The sequence below is a fragment of the Pseudarthrobacter phenanthrenivorans genome (genome assembly GCF_036455295.1).
Classification (GTDB): Bacteria; Actinomycetota; Actinomycetes; order Actinomycetales; family Micrococcaceae; genus Arthrobacter; species Arthrobacter phenanthrenivorans_C.
Genome location: NZ_JAYXNX010000004.1, coordinates 17,206 through 31,571 on the forward strand (window position 1 = coordinate 17,206; position 14,366 = coordinate 31,571).

General features: G+C 69.0%; 12 protein-coding genes. 5 read left to right on the forward strand and 7 right to left on the reverse strand.

Annotated features, from left to right (window positions below; genetic code table 11):
- The first annotated feature begins 6 nt into the window (after window positions 1-6).
- From VXJ37_RS06120 to VXJ37_RS06140, 5 genes are all read left to right on the forward strand, one after another.
- Complete coding sequence (locus VXJ37_RS06120; protein ID WP_331322175.1) at window positions 7-984, forward strand: aldo/keto reductase; 978 nt, start codon at window positions 7-9, stop codon at window positions 982-984.
- A 6-nt stretch (window positions 985-990) separates the two neighbouring features.
- Window positions 991-2,016 (forward strand): nucleoside hydrolase, encoded by a 1,026-nt coding sequence (locus tag VXJ37_RS06125; RefSeq protein WP_331322176.1) that lies wholly within the window; start codon window positions 991-993, stop codon window positions 2,014-2,016.
- 145 nt (window positions 2,017-2,161) lie between these two features.
- On the forward strand, window positions 2,162-3,052 hold the full coding sequence (locus VXJ37_RS06130) for an ECF transporter S component (RefSeq protein WP_331322177.1): 891 nt from the start codon (window positions 2,162-2,164) through the stop codon (window positions 3,050-3,052).
- Between the two features lie 11 nt (window positions 3,053-3,063).
- Complete coding sequence (locus tag VXJ37_RS06135) at window positions 3,064-3,852, forward strand: energy-coupling factor transporter transmembrane component T (protein WP_331322178.1); 789 nt, start codon at window positions 3,064-3,066, stop codon at window positions 3,850-3,852.
- Entirely contained in the window at window positions 3,845-5,461 is a 1,617-nt protein-coding gene (locus VXJ37_RS06140) for an ABC transporter ATP-binding protein (protein WP_331322179.1), read from the forward strand. Before VXJ37_RS06135 ends, VXJ37_RS06140 begins: the two co-directional genes overlap by 8 nt.
- 4 nt (window positions 5,462-5,465) lie before the next feature.
- Here the strand turns inward: VXJ37_RS06140 and VXJ37_RS06145 are convergent, their stop codons facing one another.
- The 7 genes from VXJ37_RS06145 to VXJ37_RS06175 all read right to left on the reverse strand — a co-directional run bounded on the left by VXJ37_RS06145 (window position 5,466) and on the right by VXJ37_RS06175 (window position 14,366).
- Window positions 5,466-7,628 carry a 3-hydroxyacyl-CoA dehydrogenase NAD-binding domain-containing protein gene (locus VXJ37_RS06145; protein ID WP_331322180.1) on the reverse strand — a complete coding sequence of 721 codons (2,163 nt, stop codon included), beginning with the start codon at window positions 7,626-7,628 and terminating at the stop codon, window positions 5,466-5,468.
- Window positions 7,625-8,905, reverse strand: a complete 1,281-nt coding sequence (locus VXJ37_RS06150) for a thiolase family protein (RefSeq protein ID WP_331322181.1) — start codon at window positions 8,903-8,905, stop codon at window positions 7,625-7,627. The genes VXJ37_RS06145 and VXJ37_RS06150 overlap by 4 nt, the downstream gene beginning before the upstream one ends.
- 121 nt (window positions 8,906-9,026) lie before the next feature.
- Window positions 9,027-10,361: an HRDC domain-containing protein gene (locus tag VXJ37_RS06155; RefSeq protein WP_331322182.1), complete on the reverse strand. Its 1,335-nt coding sequence runs from the start codon at window positions 10,359-10,361 to the stop codon at window positions 9,027-9,029.
- 12 nt (window positions 10,362-10,373) lie between these two features.
- On the reverse strand, window positions 10,374-11,060 hold the full coding sequence (locus VXJ37_RS06160) for a DUF3000 domain-containing protein (protein ID WP_331322183.1): 687 nt from the start codon (window positions 11,058-11,060) through the stop codon (window positions 10,374-10,376).
- Window positions 11,061-11,118: 58 nt separating this feature from the next.
- Entirely contained in the window at window positions 11,119-12,216 is a 1,098-nt protein-coding gene (locus tag VXJ37_RS06165; protein ID WP_331322481.1) for a threonine aldolase family protein, read from the reverse strand.
- 42 nt (window positions 12,217-12,258) lie between these two features.
- Window positions 12,259-13,002, reverse strand: coding sequence for an SDR family NAD(P)-dependent oxidoreductase (locus tag VXJ37_RS06170; protein ID WP_331322184.1), 744 nt, complete (start codon window positions 13,000-13,002; stop codon window positions 12,259-12,261).
- Window positions 12,999-14,366 (reverse strand): DUF6421 family protein, encoded by a 1,368-nt coding sequence (locus tag VXJ37_RS06175; protein ID WP_331322185.1) that lies wholly within the window; start codon window positions 14,364-14,366, stop codon window positions 12,999-13,001. The genes VXJ37_RS06170 and VXJ37_RS06175 overlap by 4 nt, the downstream gene beginning before the upstream one ends.

A 14,366-nucleotide genomic window follows, 5' to 3' on the forward strand; every position in this document is an offset into this window, starting at 1 on the left:
ACGCTCTTGACCAGTTACCGCCGCCTCGGAAAATCGGGACTCAGCGTCTCCAGCGTGGGCCTGGGCTGCAACAACCTGGGCCGGGCGAACACCGCCACCGAGTCGCAGGAGGCCACTGACGCCGTCGTCAACGCCGCAATCGACGCCGGGATCACCCTGTTCGATGTTGCCGACACGTACGGACGGGAACCGGGCCTCAGCGAGACCATGCTCGGGAAGGCCCTCGGTGGGCGTCGTGGGGACGTGGTCCTGGCCACCAAGTTCGGGATGGACGCCAAGGGCGCCAATGGTCCCGACTTCGGTGCCCGCGGCTCACGGCGGTACATCATCCAGGCGGTTGAGGCCTCGCTGCGGCGGCTCGGCACCGACTGGATTGACCTCTACCAGTTCCACACCCCTGACCCGCTGACGCCCATCGACGAGACCCTGGCAGCCCTGGACACCCTGGTGCGCAGCGGCAAGGTCCGCTACATCGGGCATTCCAACCGCTCCGGCTGGCAGATCGCACAGGCGGAGTACGTGGCCCGTGAACTGGGCACGTCCCGGTTCATTTCGTCGCAGAACCACTACAACCTCCTGGACCGGCGCGCCGAGCTCGAAGTGACCCCGGCCGCCGAGGCGTTTGGCCTGGGCGTGCTGCCGTACTTCCCGCTGGCCAACGGGCTGCTCACCGGCAAGTACTCGCCGGGCCACGCCCCCGAAGGATCACGCCTCAGCCACACCCGCACCAACATGGTCGACGATGCCGACTGGGACCAGCTGGGAAAGTACAGCGCCTTCGCAAAGGAACACGGCCTGACCGAGATCGAGGTTGCCTTTTCCTGGCTCGCGGCCCAGCCATCGGTGGCCAGCGTCATCGCCGGCGCCACCAAGCCGGAACAGGTCCGGCAGAACGCGGAGGCGGCCAACTGGGTCCCTACACCGGAAGACCTCGCCGCCCTGGATGACATCTTCCCCGCAGTGCCCAAGGTGGCACTCTTCTAGGCAGCCATGCCCGCCTACCTGCTGGATGTCGATACCGGCATCGACGACGCGCTGGCCCTCGCCTACCTTGCCGCGCTCCCGGACACCGAGTTCGTGGCCGTCACGGCGACACCCGGCAACGTCGATGCCGACCAGGTGGCACGCAACACCCTGGCGCTGCTGGAACTGTGCGGGCGGCCGGGCGTGCAGGTGGCCATAGGTGCGCGAAAGCCACTGTCCATTCCGCTGCTGACCACGCCTGAAACGCACGGACCCCAAGGCATCGGGTACGCGGTGCTGCCTGAACCGTCCGGCCGGCCTAGTCCCCGGAACGCGGTGGATCTTTGGATCGAACATGCCAGGGCCAGACCGGGGGAGCTCACGGCGCTCATCACGGCCCCGCTGACCAACTTCGCCCTGGCGCTGCGGAAGGAACCGGAACTTCCCCGCCTCCTGGCCAAGGTGGTGATCATGGGCGGCGCTTTCTACCACCAGGGCAACACCACCCCCACGGCCGAGTGGAACACCCACGTGGATCCCCATGCCGCAAAGGAGGTCTACGCCGCGTACCGGGGCCTGCCACTGGAGAAACTGCCCATCGTCTGCTCCCTGGACACCACCGAGCGCGTGGAGCTGCACCCGGCCCACATCAAGGCCCTCGCCGAAGCAGCGGGCGCCGCCGTCCCGGAACTGGTACTCCCTGAAGACCCGGAAGGCCGTCGCAGCGCGTCCGACAACACCCTCATCAGGCACCTTTCGGACGCGCTGCGTTTCTACTTCGAGTTCCACCGCCTCTACGACCAGGGGTATCTCGCGCACGTCCACGATTTTTTCGCCGCCGGAGTAGCCGCCGGCACTGTGGAGTACACCGACCGCCCTGCCACCGTGGACGTCGAAACGGATTCGCCGCTCCTGGTGGGGACCACGGTGGCGGACTTCCGGGGCCTGTGGGGCGCCGCGCCGAACGCCAGGATCGTGTCCGGCAACAATCCGCAGCAGGCGTTCCGTGAGCTGGTATCCGCCGTCGGGAACCTTGCCCGGCGCGTGGGATGAGAGGGCCCGGGCGGGGAAATCGCCGGTAGAATGGGCTGCGGACCGGCCCGGCGCAGTTGCCGCCGGCTGCTGCCGAGGTGACATAGGCAGCGACACCCAGCCCGGTACAGCCGGGCCACTGCCCGCACCCAAAGGAACATTCCCCATGTCATCGTCCTCCCTGACGCTCCCGGCCCAGGAACGGCCGGCAGCCCGCCGCCGGCTGCTGGAAATCCTCGGCGCGCTGGCCATCGCAGCCACCTACGTCTACCTGGTCCTCAACCAGCCTGCAGACATCACCGGCGGCCCTGGCAGCGCCTCTGCCCTGATTGCCCTTACCGGCTTCCTCGCCGGCGCGGTGCTGCTGATCGTCGCCGTCCTGCCCACCCTGCCGGCCTCCACCCTGGTGCTGATCCCGGTGGCCCTGGTCCTCAACATCGTGCTCGGCCAGTTCGTTGGCAGCACGCTGGTGCCGTTCTACCTTGACGCCATTGGCACCGTGCTGATCGCGGTCCTGGCCGGCCCGGCCGCCGGCGCCGCAACCGGCGCCCTGGGCAGCATTGTCTGGTCCTTCTTCAACCCCACCGTGCTTCCGTTCGCCGCAGGCGCTGCGCTGATCGGATGCCTGGCCGGGCTGGCAGCACGGTACGGCCTCTTCCGCCGGTTCTACCTGGCACCGGTCGCCGGCTTCGTCACCGGAATCATTGCCGGCGTTGTGTCCGCGCCCGTGGCCGCCTTCGTCTTCGGCGGTACCTCCGGCGTGGCCACCGGCGCGATCGTCAGCGCCTTCCGCGCCATGGGCGACACCCTCCTGGCCGCCATCACCAAGCAGGCACTGATCTCCGACCCCATGGACAAGGCCATCGTGTTCACCGTCGCGGCCCTCCTGGTCTACGCGCTGCCCCGGCGGGTACGCCAGCAGTTCCCCTTCATCCGGCGCCACCGGGTCCTCGCCGGTGAGAGTGCGGCTCCGAAAACCGGGCTGAACGAGCCGGCCAGCGGCACCGCTTCCGGCCCGGCACAGGGGTCAGCCCACGGGTCTGCCCGCCACGGCTGACGCGGGACACCATGACAGTATCCGCGGCAGGAGGCGCCCCGGCGCCGGCCAGCCGGGAGCGGCTTAATCCGCTGACCCGGCTGGCCGCCGCCGGAAGCACTGCGGTCATTACGACGGCGGCAGCAAGCTGGCCGCTGTCAGTTGCCGTCATTGCCGCCTGCCTTGGCTTGTCGGTGGCGGGCGGCAACGCCCGCCGCGTGGTGCCGGCCGCCGCGGCGGTCATGGTCCCGCTGGGCCTGTCACTCCTGGCGCTGCACGGGCTGTTCTTCCCCGAAGGAAGGACCATCCTGGCGGCCTGGGGGCCTGCCCGCATCACTGCAGAGGGACTGGACTTCGCCGGGCAGCGCATCCTGCAGCTGACCGCCGTGGTCATGGCCCTGCTCCTGTTTTCGTTCAGCGTCAGCGTCCCGGACCTCGTAGCGGCCTTGTCGGCCCGCGGGGTGCAGGGCCGGTTCGCCTTCGTACTGGCGTCCACCCTGACCCTGCTGCCGGCCATCGGGCAGCGGGCGCGGCGGATCCGGCAGGCTCAGGAAGCCCGCGGCCTGGTCATCTCCCGGAGCCTGGTGTCCAGGGTGGCCGCCTTCCGCCTGCAGGCCGTGCCACTGGTCCTGGCCCTGATCGAGGATGCGGGGACCCGGGCCGCCGCACTGGAGGCGCGTGGGCTGAGCAGCCCCGGGCCGCGGACCAGCTACCGGGAGGTGCCCGATTCCACCGCCCAGCGCACGGTGCGGGCCGTCCTGGTACTGGCGGCACTGGCAGCAGTGGTCCTCCGCGTGGTGCAGGCGGCCTCAGGTGCCTGAGAGCATCACAGCGGGCGGTCCGGAGAACGCAGCCCGGACCGGCAACACGGGCGCCTCACCCAGGCCGGTGCTGGCTGCCGGTATCCGGGACTTCTCCTTCCACGACGGGCGCGTCCCGGCACTACGCGACGTCGCTCTTTCCTTTGCGCCAGGTTCCCTCACGGCTGTCCTGGGCGGTTCCGGGAGCGGCAAGTCCACCCTGGGCCGCCTGCTTGCCGGCTGGCTGCCCCCGGGCGCCCACGGCACCCTGGCAGGGTTCCTTGAGCTGTCCGGCATCCGGCTGGAGTTCGACGGCGGCCCGCAGGACCCGCGGATCAACCCGGCCCAGTGGGGCAGGCAGGTTGGTTTCGTCCCGCAGGAGCCGGCTGCCGTCCTCTCGACGGTCCGTGCGACGGTGGCAGAAGAACTGGCGTTTGGCCTGGAAAATGCCGGCACGGAACGGGCAGTGATGCAGGCTGCGGTGGTCCGCACGGCCGGGCTGCTGGGACTTACGGGACAGCTGGGCCACGACCCCGCGCTGCTTTCCGGCGGCCAGTTGCGGCGGCTCGCCATTGGCTGCGCCATCATTGCAGGACCTCCGGTGCTGGTCATGGACGAGCCGTTTGCCTCCCTGGACGCCGCAGGGGCGGATGACCTGGCCGCCGTGGTCCGTGACCTCCTGAGGCATGGCACCGCCGTCGTGATCCTCAGCCAGACGGTTGAACCGTTGCTCAAGGAAGCCGGGACCTGGGTGGTGCTGTCCGGCGGGACCGTCCTGGCCAGCGGGCCCCCGGCGGCAATGGGACCCACGTCAGGTGTGCTGCCCGCCGCGGTCCGGCGCGCCGCCGGGCAGGGCAGCGCAGAAGTGCAGGAGGGGGCGTCGCCGCGCATGCGCAGGCCCACACCGCACGGGCCGGGGGCACCGGCGCTGCAGCTTCGAAGCGTGTCCTTTGCATACCCGCAAGCGCCGGCAAGTGGAAGAAAACGTCGGAAGCAGCGGCCGGCCGGGAACAGTCAGCGGGAACCGCTGGTCCTGCAGGACATCTCCCTGGCCGTGCACCCCGGGGAAATCGTCGCCATTACCGGCCCCAATGGTGCCGGCAAGTCAACGCTCCTGCGCCACTTCAACGGGTTGCTGCGCCCCACCTCGGGCACGGTGGCCGTCTGCGGCACGGACATTGCAGGGACCCCGGTGGGCCGCGCCGCTGCGTCGGTGGGCCTGCTGTTCCAGCAGCCGCGCGACCAGTTGTTCGAGCGCACCGTTCGCCGGGAGGTCGGGTTCGGCCTGGAACACCTGGCTGGCCGGGCAACGGCAGAGGAGCGGGCGGCCGCAGCACTCCAGGCAGTGGGCCTGGCTGACATGGCTGAAGAGCACCCGGCGGAATTGCCGGCCTCCGCCCAGCGCCTTCTGGCGCTGGCCACCGTCCTGGCCCGGAAACCGGCCGTCCTGGCCCTCGATGAGCCGACGGTGGCGCTGGACGGGGACGGGTTGGCCCTGCTCGACGCAGCCGTAAGGTCGGCAGCCGCGGAGGGCGCCGCCGTCGTGCTGGTCACCCATGACCTGGGCTACGCACGCTCGGCGGCGCACCGCGTTGTGGCGCTCGACGGGGGCCGGCTGCTGCCGGCCTGACCGGCTAGCCCTTGGCGGGGGCAGCGATGCCCGCTGCCAGGAACCGCCTGCCGTTCACCCGCTCCGAGGCGCCCACCCGGTCCAGGTAGGGGGTGATGCCGCCGAGGAACATAGGCCAGCCCGCCCCGAGGATCATGCAGAGGTCGATGTCCTCCGGGCCGGCCACTACGCCCTCGTCAAGCATCAGGCCGATTTCTTCAGCCAGGGCATCCTGGACGCGAAGCAGCACCTGCTCTCCCGTGGAGGGGCTGGAGCCAAAGGACATCAGCGCCAGCGTCGTTTCCGGGATGGCCCGGGAGCCGTCCGGGGCTGCCTCCCAGAGCGCCTTGACGTTGTTGTCGATGAGCTTCTTCAGGTTGCTGGAGACGGGGAAGCGGTCGCCGAAGGCGGTGTGCAGCGACTCCTGGACATGCTGTGCCACCGGCAGGCCCACCATGGCCAGCAGTGTGAAGGGCGTCATGGGCAGGCCCATGGGCCGCAGCGCGTTATCGGCCACCTCTGCCGGGGTGCCCTCGTCGAAAGCCGCCGTGACTTCGCCCATGAGCCGGAGCAGGATGCGGTTGACCACGAACGCGGCGGCATCCTTGACCAGCACGCCCGTCTTCTTCAGTGCCTTGGCCAGCTCAAAGGCGGTGGCGAGCACCGCATCGTCGGTCCGCGGTGCGCGCACGATCTCCAGCAGCGGCATGACGGCGACTGGGTTGAAGAAGTGGAAGCCCACCAGGCGTTCGGGGTGCTTGAGGTCAGCCGCCATTTCCGTCACCGAGAGGGAGGACGTGTTGGTGGCAAGGATGCACTCCGGCGCCACGACGCCTTCCAGCTCCGCGAACACCTGCTTCTTGATGTGCAGTTCCTCGAAGACCGCCTCGATCACGAAGTCGGCGTCGGCGAAGGCATCCTTGGACACCGACCCCGTCACCAGCGCCTTGGTGCGGTTGGCAGCGTCCTGGCTGACGCGCTTCTTCGCCAGCAGCTTGTCCACCTCGCCGTGGACGTAGGCCACGCCCTTGTCCACCCGCGCCTGGTCGATGTCGGTCAGGACCACCGGCACCTTCAACTGGCGGGCGAACAGCAGGGCGAGCTGGCCGGCCATCAGGCCGGCTCCCACCACGCCCACCTTCGTGACGGGGCGCGCCAGCTTGCGGTCGGGGGCGCCGGCGGGCCGTTTGCCGCGCTTCTGCACCAGGTCGAGGAAGGCGTAGACCGTGGAACGGAACTCGTCCGTCTGCATGAGGTCGGCCAGGGTTTCGCATTCCAGCCCCGCTGATTCCGCTGCTGTCATGGTGCGGTTGGCCTCAAGGAGGTCCAGGACCTTCGCGGGCGCGGGGGAGGCATTGGAGGTTTTGGACTCGACGAATTTGCGGCCGGCTTCCACCGCGGCGGTCCAGCGGGCTTCGCTGTCCGGGGAGGAGGGGTCGACGGCGTTGGCGCGCTCCGGGACCACCTCGCCGGAGATGACGCCCGCAGCCCAGGCAAGCGACTGCTCCAGGAAGTCGGCCGGCTCGAAGAGGGCGTCGGCGATGCCCAGGCCGAATGCCTGGCCGCCGGACAGGGTGCGGTTGTTGCTGAGCGGGTTCTCGATCATGACCTTGACGGCATTCTCCGGCCCCACCAGGCGGGGGAGGATGTACACGCCGCCCCAGCCGGGAACCAGGCCCAGGAAAGCCTCGGGCAGCGCCAGTGCTCCTGCACCCGTGGACACCGTGCGGTAGGTGGACTGGAGGGCGATCTCCAGTCCACCGCCCAGGGCAGCGCCGTTGATGAAGGCGAAGCTGGGCACGCCCAGGTTTGCCAGGGTGGCATAAACGTCGTGTCCCAGTTGGGCCATCCACAGCCCGTGCTCGCGCTTTTCCAGTGACTTCACGGCGGAAAGATCTGCCCCTGCCACCAGGTAGTGGGGTTTGCCGGTCACGCCAACGCCCACGATTTCGCCGCGCGCTGCGCGCTCCCGCAGGCCCTCCAGCACCGTGCCGAGTTCCAGCAGGGTGTTGGGGCCGAGGGTGGTGGGCTTGGTGTGGTCCAGGTCGTTGTCCAGGGTGACCAGGGCGAAGGTGCCGGGGCTTGGTTTGCCTGCCGTTGCGGGCAGGACAATGTCCTGGACGTAGGAGTGGGTGACGTTTTCGTTGGGGAAAAGGTCCGCCAACTTGCGGAAATCTGCGGCGCTCATGCCAGGGCTCCTTCGGAAACGGCAGCGGTGGTTGTGTCGTGCGATGGGGTGCCGCTGTAGTCGGGGTGGTGCGGGTTTTCCCAGATCACGGTGCCGCCCATGCCCAGGCCCACGCACATGGTGGTGATGCCGTAGCGCACGGACGGGTCCTCTTCGAACTGGCGTGCCAGCTGGATCATCAGACGGACGCCGGAGGACGCGAGGGGGTGCCCCACGGCGATGGCGCCGCCGTAGCGGTTGACGCGGGGGTCGTCGTCGGGAATGCCGTAATGGTCAAGGAAGCTCAGCACCTGGACGGCAAACGCCTCATTGATCTCGAACAGGCCGATGTCGTCGATCGTCAGTCCCGCGTTCCGCAGGGCCTTCTCGGTGGCGGGTACGGGGCCGATGCCCATGACCTCCGGCTCCACGCCGGCGTAGGCGTAGCTGACCAGCCGCATCTTCACGGGCAGTCCCAGTTCGGCGGCGGCGTCTGAGGATGCCAGGACCGCGGCCGTGGCGCCGTCGTTGAGTCCCGCTGCATTCCCGGCTGTGACCCGGCCATGGGCGCGGAACGGCGTGCGCAGGCCGGCGAGGTCACCCAGGGTGGTGCCGGGACGGGGAGGTTCGTCCTTGCTGTGCACGGTCCAGCCCTCGCCGGGCTTCCGGGCCGCAACCGGGACCAGGTCGGACTGGACTTTCCCGTCCCGGTAGGCGGCGGCAAGCTTGTCCTGCGAAGCAACGGCGTAGGCGTCCGTGCGCTGCTTGGTGATGGCGGGGAAACGGTCATGCAGGTTCTCGGCCGTGTTTCCCATGTTCAGGGCAGCGGGGTCCACCAGCCGCTCGGACATGAACCGCGGGTTGGGGTCGGCACCGGAGCCCATGGGGTGGTGGCCCATGTGCTCCACGCCGCCGGCAATCACCACGTCGTAGGCGCCGAAGCCGATGCCGCCTGCGGTGGTGGTGACGGCGGTCATGGCACCGGCGCACATCCGGTCAATGGCAAAGCCGGGGACCGTGCGCGGAAGGCCCGCCAGCAGGGCGGCGGTGCGCCCCAGGGTAAGGCCCTGGTCACCGGTCTGGGTGGTGGCGGCAATGGCCACTTCGTCAATGCGCTCCGCCGGCAGGGACGGGTTGCGGCGCAGGAGGCCGCGGATGCACTTCACGATCAGGTCGTCGGCGCGGGTTCCGGCGTAGATTCCTTTCTCGCCGGCCCTGCCGAAGGGTGTGCGGATGCCGTCCACAAAGACGACGTCGCGGACAGTGCGCGGGGATGCGCCGTTTCCGTGCTGGCTCACGTGTTACTCCTCATTGAGACGTAGCGCGCCGGGTGCATGCCGGAAGGCGGCAGCAACCTGACGTGGGTCACACTGATGTTACTCGTGAGTAACTTAGCCCGCAAGAGGCGGCCGGAACGGCCTACGGGGTCCCCGCGGCTGCGGAGGCCTTGGACTCCTTGGGTGGCAGCGGCTGCGGGTTCAGGAACGCGGCTGTGATCAGGGGGGCCGTAAGCTCCACCTGCCACTGCCGGGCGCCGAATGCCCGCAGCTCAGCGGAGATGGACTCTTCGGTCACCTCTGCCGGCGGCCGCCACGCAACGCGGCGGAGATAGTCGGGTGTCAGCAGGTTTTCCAGCGGAAGGTTCAGTTCCTCGGCCTTTGCCTGCAGCAGTGGCCGGGCGGTGCCGAGGCGTGCGGCCGCTTCAGGGTCGCGGTCTGCCCAGACCCGCGGCGGCGGCGGGGCGTTGGTGGCCAGGTGCAGCGGCGGCAGGTCCTCAAGGGCGCGGGCCGCCGATATGCAGCGCAGCCAGCGCGGGGCTTCGCGCTGGGCGGCACGGCCGTGGAATCCCTTGGTGGTGAGCAGCTGCGGGACCGTGGCGGGCATGGCCTTCGCGGCCGCTACCAGGGCGGAGTCGGGAAGCAGCCTGCCCGGCGCCACATCCCGTTTTTGCGCCAGTGAATCGCGTTCCAGCCACAGTTCGCGGACCGCGGCGAGCTGCCGGCGGTCCCTGATCTGGTGCAGGCCGGAGGTCTTTCGCCATGGGTCAACCCGCGGGGGAGCGATGCCCGCTTCCAGGATGGCGGCGAATTCCTGTTCGGCGTACTCGAGCTTCCCGTCGGCCTGCAGCAGCTCAATCAGTTCCTCGCGCAGCTCGGTGAGGACCTCGACGTCCAGCGCGGCATAGCGCAGCCAGGGCTCCGGCAGGGGGCGGGTGGACCAGTCGGCCGCGGAGTGTTCCTTGGCCAGCCCGAAACCCAGCAGCTGTTCGATGACGGCGGCGAGCCCCACCCGGGGGAGTCCGGCCAGGCGTGCGGCGAGTTCGGTATCGAAGAGTTTGTCCGGCCACATGCCGAGTTCGGAGAGGCACGGCAGGTCCTGCGTGGCGGCGTGCAGGATCCATTCGACGCCGCGGAGGGCGTCGTTGATGATCCCCAGGTTCCCGAACGGTTCCGGATCAATCAGCCAGGTCCCGGCTCCCTCTCGCCGGATCTGGACCAGGAATGCGCGTTGCCCGTAGCGGAATCCGGAGGCGCGCTCCGCGTCCACGCCGGCGGGGCCGGTGCCCGCGGCGATGGCGGCGGCGCACCGCTCCAGGCCGGACTGGGTCTCGATGACCAGCGGAACGCCGTCCCGGGGCGAGTTCAGGTCAATGATTTCGGGGATGGGGCTGTCAAAGCCCTCCACCGTGATGTGGGGTGCGGCAGCAGCAGCCGGGACGCCGGCTGTGGTGTTTTCCGGAATGTTTGGGGTCATGATGCCCCCAGTTTACCGGCCACTTCCATAACCGTTCTGCTGCCTGCGCCGCGGCGGGAGGGCGGTTACGCCGTCGGGAAGCGGCGGGAGACCGGCGAAGGTGCACACCATGTCGGACCATGCTTCGAGGTGGGCCTGGACGTCGGACGAGGCGGGGGTCCAGGAAGCGCGGAGTTCGATGTCGATCGAGCCCGGCCTTTCGGCCAGGGTGCCGAAGCTTTCGGACAGGACCCGGGTGGCAGTGCCGCCTGCTGCCCGGTAGTCCGCATGGTGGTTTTCCAGCGCCTCCACCAGCCAGGTCCAGGCCACTGTTCCCAGCATCTGGTCGTTGCCCATTTCCGGTTCCAGTTCAGCCCTGATGTAGGTGACGATCCGGAATTCCCCGTCCCAGACTGCTGAGCCGTCAGGGTCATGCAGCAGGATGAAGCGGCCCGTTGCCAGCTCCGTTTCGTCGTCATCCGGGGTGGGGGCGGAGGTTCCGGACGCGGCTGCGAAAGCCAGTGCCGCCGGCCCGTGCACGGGGGTGGAAGGGGTGCCGGAACCGGGCGCCATGACTTCGGCGCCCAGCGCGACGGCAAAAGGTGCCAGCCGCGCGGGGGCAGGAATCTCTGCGAGACGCAGTTCCTTGCGGCAGCGGGCTTTCCTGAGGGTTCCCAAGGCGTGGAGAAACTCCGGGGGAACCTGGTCAAGTGCGTTCACCTTGGCAGATTACGGGCCGGGGCGGGGCGGGGCCGGAAGGCTCGCCGTCGGCCGCCGGTCAGCGGGCCTGGCCGTCCCGGTAATCCCGCAGTTCATGGCGGATTGCGGCAGCAAAGGAATCAACATCCTCCTCCGTGGTGTCAAAGGAACACATCCACCGGACTTCCCCTGCGGCTTCGTCCCAGTCGTAGAACCGGAAGGAACTGCGCAACCTGTCGGCCACGCCGGGTGGCAGGATGGCGAAGACGCCGTTGGATTCGGTTTTTTGGGTGGGCCGGACGCCCTCGATGGTGTCGACGGCGGCGCGCAGCCGGGTGGCCATGGCGTTGGCATGCGACGCCGAGCGCAGCCAGAGGTCGCCTTCGAGCAGGGCGATGAACTGGGCGGACATGAAGCGCATCTTGGAGGCCAGCTGCATGTCCATCTTGCGCAGGTAGACCAGGCCGTGCGCTGCTTCCGGGTTCAGGGCCACCACCACTTCGCCGAAGAGCAGTCCGTTCTTGGTACCGCCAAAGGACAGGATGTCCACCCCGGCGTCCCGGGTGAAGGCGCGCAGCGGCACGCCCAGGTGGGCTGCCGCATTGGCCAGCCGGGCACCGTCCATGTGCAGCTTCATTCCCTTGGCATGCGCGTGCTCGGCAATGGCGCGCACCTCGTCCGGCGTATAGCAGGTGCCCAGTTCCGTGGTCTGGGTGATGGAGACGGCGAGCGGCTGGGCGCGGTGCTCGTCTCCCCAGCCCCACGCTTCACGGTCGATCAGCTCGGGGGTCAGTTTGCCGTCCGGTGCGGGGACGTGCAGGAGCTTGAGGCCGCCGATGCGCTCCGGGGCGCCGTTCTCGTCCATGTTGATGTGTGCGGTGGAGGCGCACACCACCGCGCCCCAGCGTGGGAGCAGTGACTGCAGTGACAGGACATTGGCGCCGGTGCCGTTGAACACCGGGAAGCATTCGATGCCGGGGCCAAAGTGTTCAACCATCAGTTCCTGCAGGCGCGCGGTGTAGTCGTCCTCGCCATAGGAGACCTGATGCCCCTCGTTGGCCGCAGCGAGCGCCGCCAGGACCTCCGGGTGGACGCCTGAGTAGTTGTCGGAGGCGAAGCCGCGGACGCTGGGGTCGTGGAGCCGCAGCGCAGCGCCTGTTTCTGCTGTTGTCGTCATGGGATTGCTCACGCTTTCAGTGTAGGTACAGTCCTGGCGGCTTCAGGCCGCCAGGAGAAGCCGGGTGCCGTTGAGTTCTGCGGACGGCGTGCCGAAAAGCCGCACGACGGCGGCAGCCAGGTCAGCGACGTCCGTCGCCCCCGGGAACTTCCGCTCGGGGTGGGCCCGGCGCAGGTCATCGTCCACCAGTGCCTTGACCACCAGGATGCTGGCTGCTGCCTGGCCGGTCCCGGCTTCGGCGGCCCGCCGGAAGCCATCCGCCACGGCCAGGGTCCATGCTTCGGCTGCCGCCTTCGCGGCGACATAGCTGGCCCCCGCCGCGGTGGGCTTCGCGAGGGCCGTTGAGGACACCATGGCAAACCTGCCGGTGGCGGAGGCGGCGATGTCATCGAAGAAGACCCGCGAGACGTTCCGCAGTGTGGTGACCGCCCCACGCTCCAGGAAGTCCCAGTCGTCGTCGGTCTGGTCGGTGATTCCCTTGGCGCCACGCCAGCCGCCCACCAGGTGGATCACCCCGTCCACGGTACCGAAGGCGGCGGTGACGTCGTCGCGCAGCCGCCTGACCTGTTCCAGAACCGCAAGGTCGCACGTGAAGGGGGTGACGCCGTCGCCCGCTTTTTCTGCCGCCTGCCTGATCCTCGTCGGATCAGAGCCCACCGTGGCCACGCGGTGGCCTGCCGCGGCCAGTGCCCGGGCGGTGGCAATCCCGGACGCGCCGCTGCCGCCCGTCACCAGGACGGTGAGGGGGCCGGGCCCGTGTCCGGCCCCGGTTTGGGATCCGGTCACAGTGCGGTGCGGCCGGTGATTCCGGCGGTTGAGTCAATGACGGGGCGCATCTTCTTCTCCAATGCCTCGTAGAACATGGACAGCGGGAATTCGTCGTCCAGCACCTGGTCCGTGAGGCCTCGGGGCGTTCCCGAAAGCGGCAGCGCATCCGGGCCCTTGGCCCACACGGAGGCCGGGTTGGGGGTGACGGTTGCCGAGACCAGCTGGTAGGCCGCCAGCCAGTGCGCGGTCTTGGGCCGGTCGATGGAACGCCAGTACAGCTCGTCGATGCTGGCCCCCAGGGCGATGACGGCGTCCGCCACTTCATCCCAGTCGATGGTAAGCCGCGTATCCGTCCAGTGCAGCACGTGCTGCTGGTGAAGCCAGGCGAACAGGAGCTGGCCGCCCAGGCCGTCGTAGTTGCGCACCCGGGTGCCGGTGATGGCAAAGCGGAAGATGCGGTCGAAGAGGATGGCGTACTGCACCAGCTTCGCGTGGCGCCGGGCTTCGGGGTCGGCGTCGTCATCCTTTTCAATCCGGACCGACTCGCGGAACGCCGTCAGGTCGCAGCGCAGTTCCTCCAGCGAGTACAGGAAGTAGGGCATGCGCTGCTTGATCATGAACGGATCGAACGGCAGGTCGCCGCGCATGTGGGTCCGGTCATGGATCAGGTCCCACATCACGAAGGTGGCCTCGGTGAGGTCCTGGTCCGCGAGCAGTTCCGCAGCGCCCTCAGGGAGCTCCAGCGAGGTGATGTCAGCGGCAGCCTTCAGGACGCGGCGGAACCGGGCGGCCTCCCTGTCGGCGAAGATGGCGCCCCAGGTGAAGGTGGGGGTACGGCTGACCGCTACGGTCTCGGGGAAGAGGACCGCGGAGTTCGTGTCGTAGCCCGGGGTGAAATCGATAAAGCGGATGGGGACGAACAGCTTGTTGGAGTACTCGCCGGCCTCCAGCCCAGCAATGAACTCCGGCCAGATCACCTCGACCAGGACGGCCTCCACCAGGCGGTTGCTGCTGCCGTTCTGGGTGTACATGGGGAAGACCACCAGGTGCTGCAGGCCGTCACGGCGCTGCTCCTGCGGCTGGAACGCCAGCAGGGAGGACAGGAAGTCGGGGACGGCGAAGCCGCCGCCGGCCCAGGCTTCGAAGTCTGCGCAGGCGGCGCCCAGGTATTCGCGGTCGTGTGGAAAGGCGGGGGCCAGGGTCTGGACCGCGGCAACGATTGATTTCACATGCCCGGCTGCCTCCGCGTGGTTTTCGGCGTCGGGGACGGAACCGTCCTGGGCCTGCAGGGCCTGCAGGGCGGTTGCTGCGGCCTTGAGCCGGAGCCAGTCCTCGTTCTGCGCGGAAATCCCGGTTACGGCGGTGGTCAGGGTCTCTGTCAT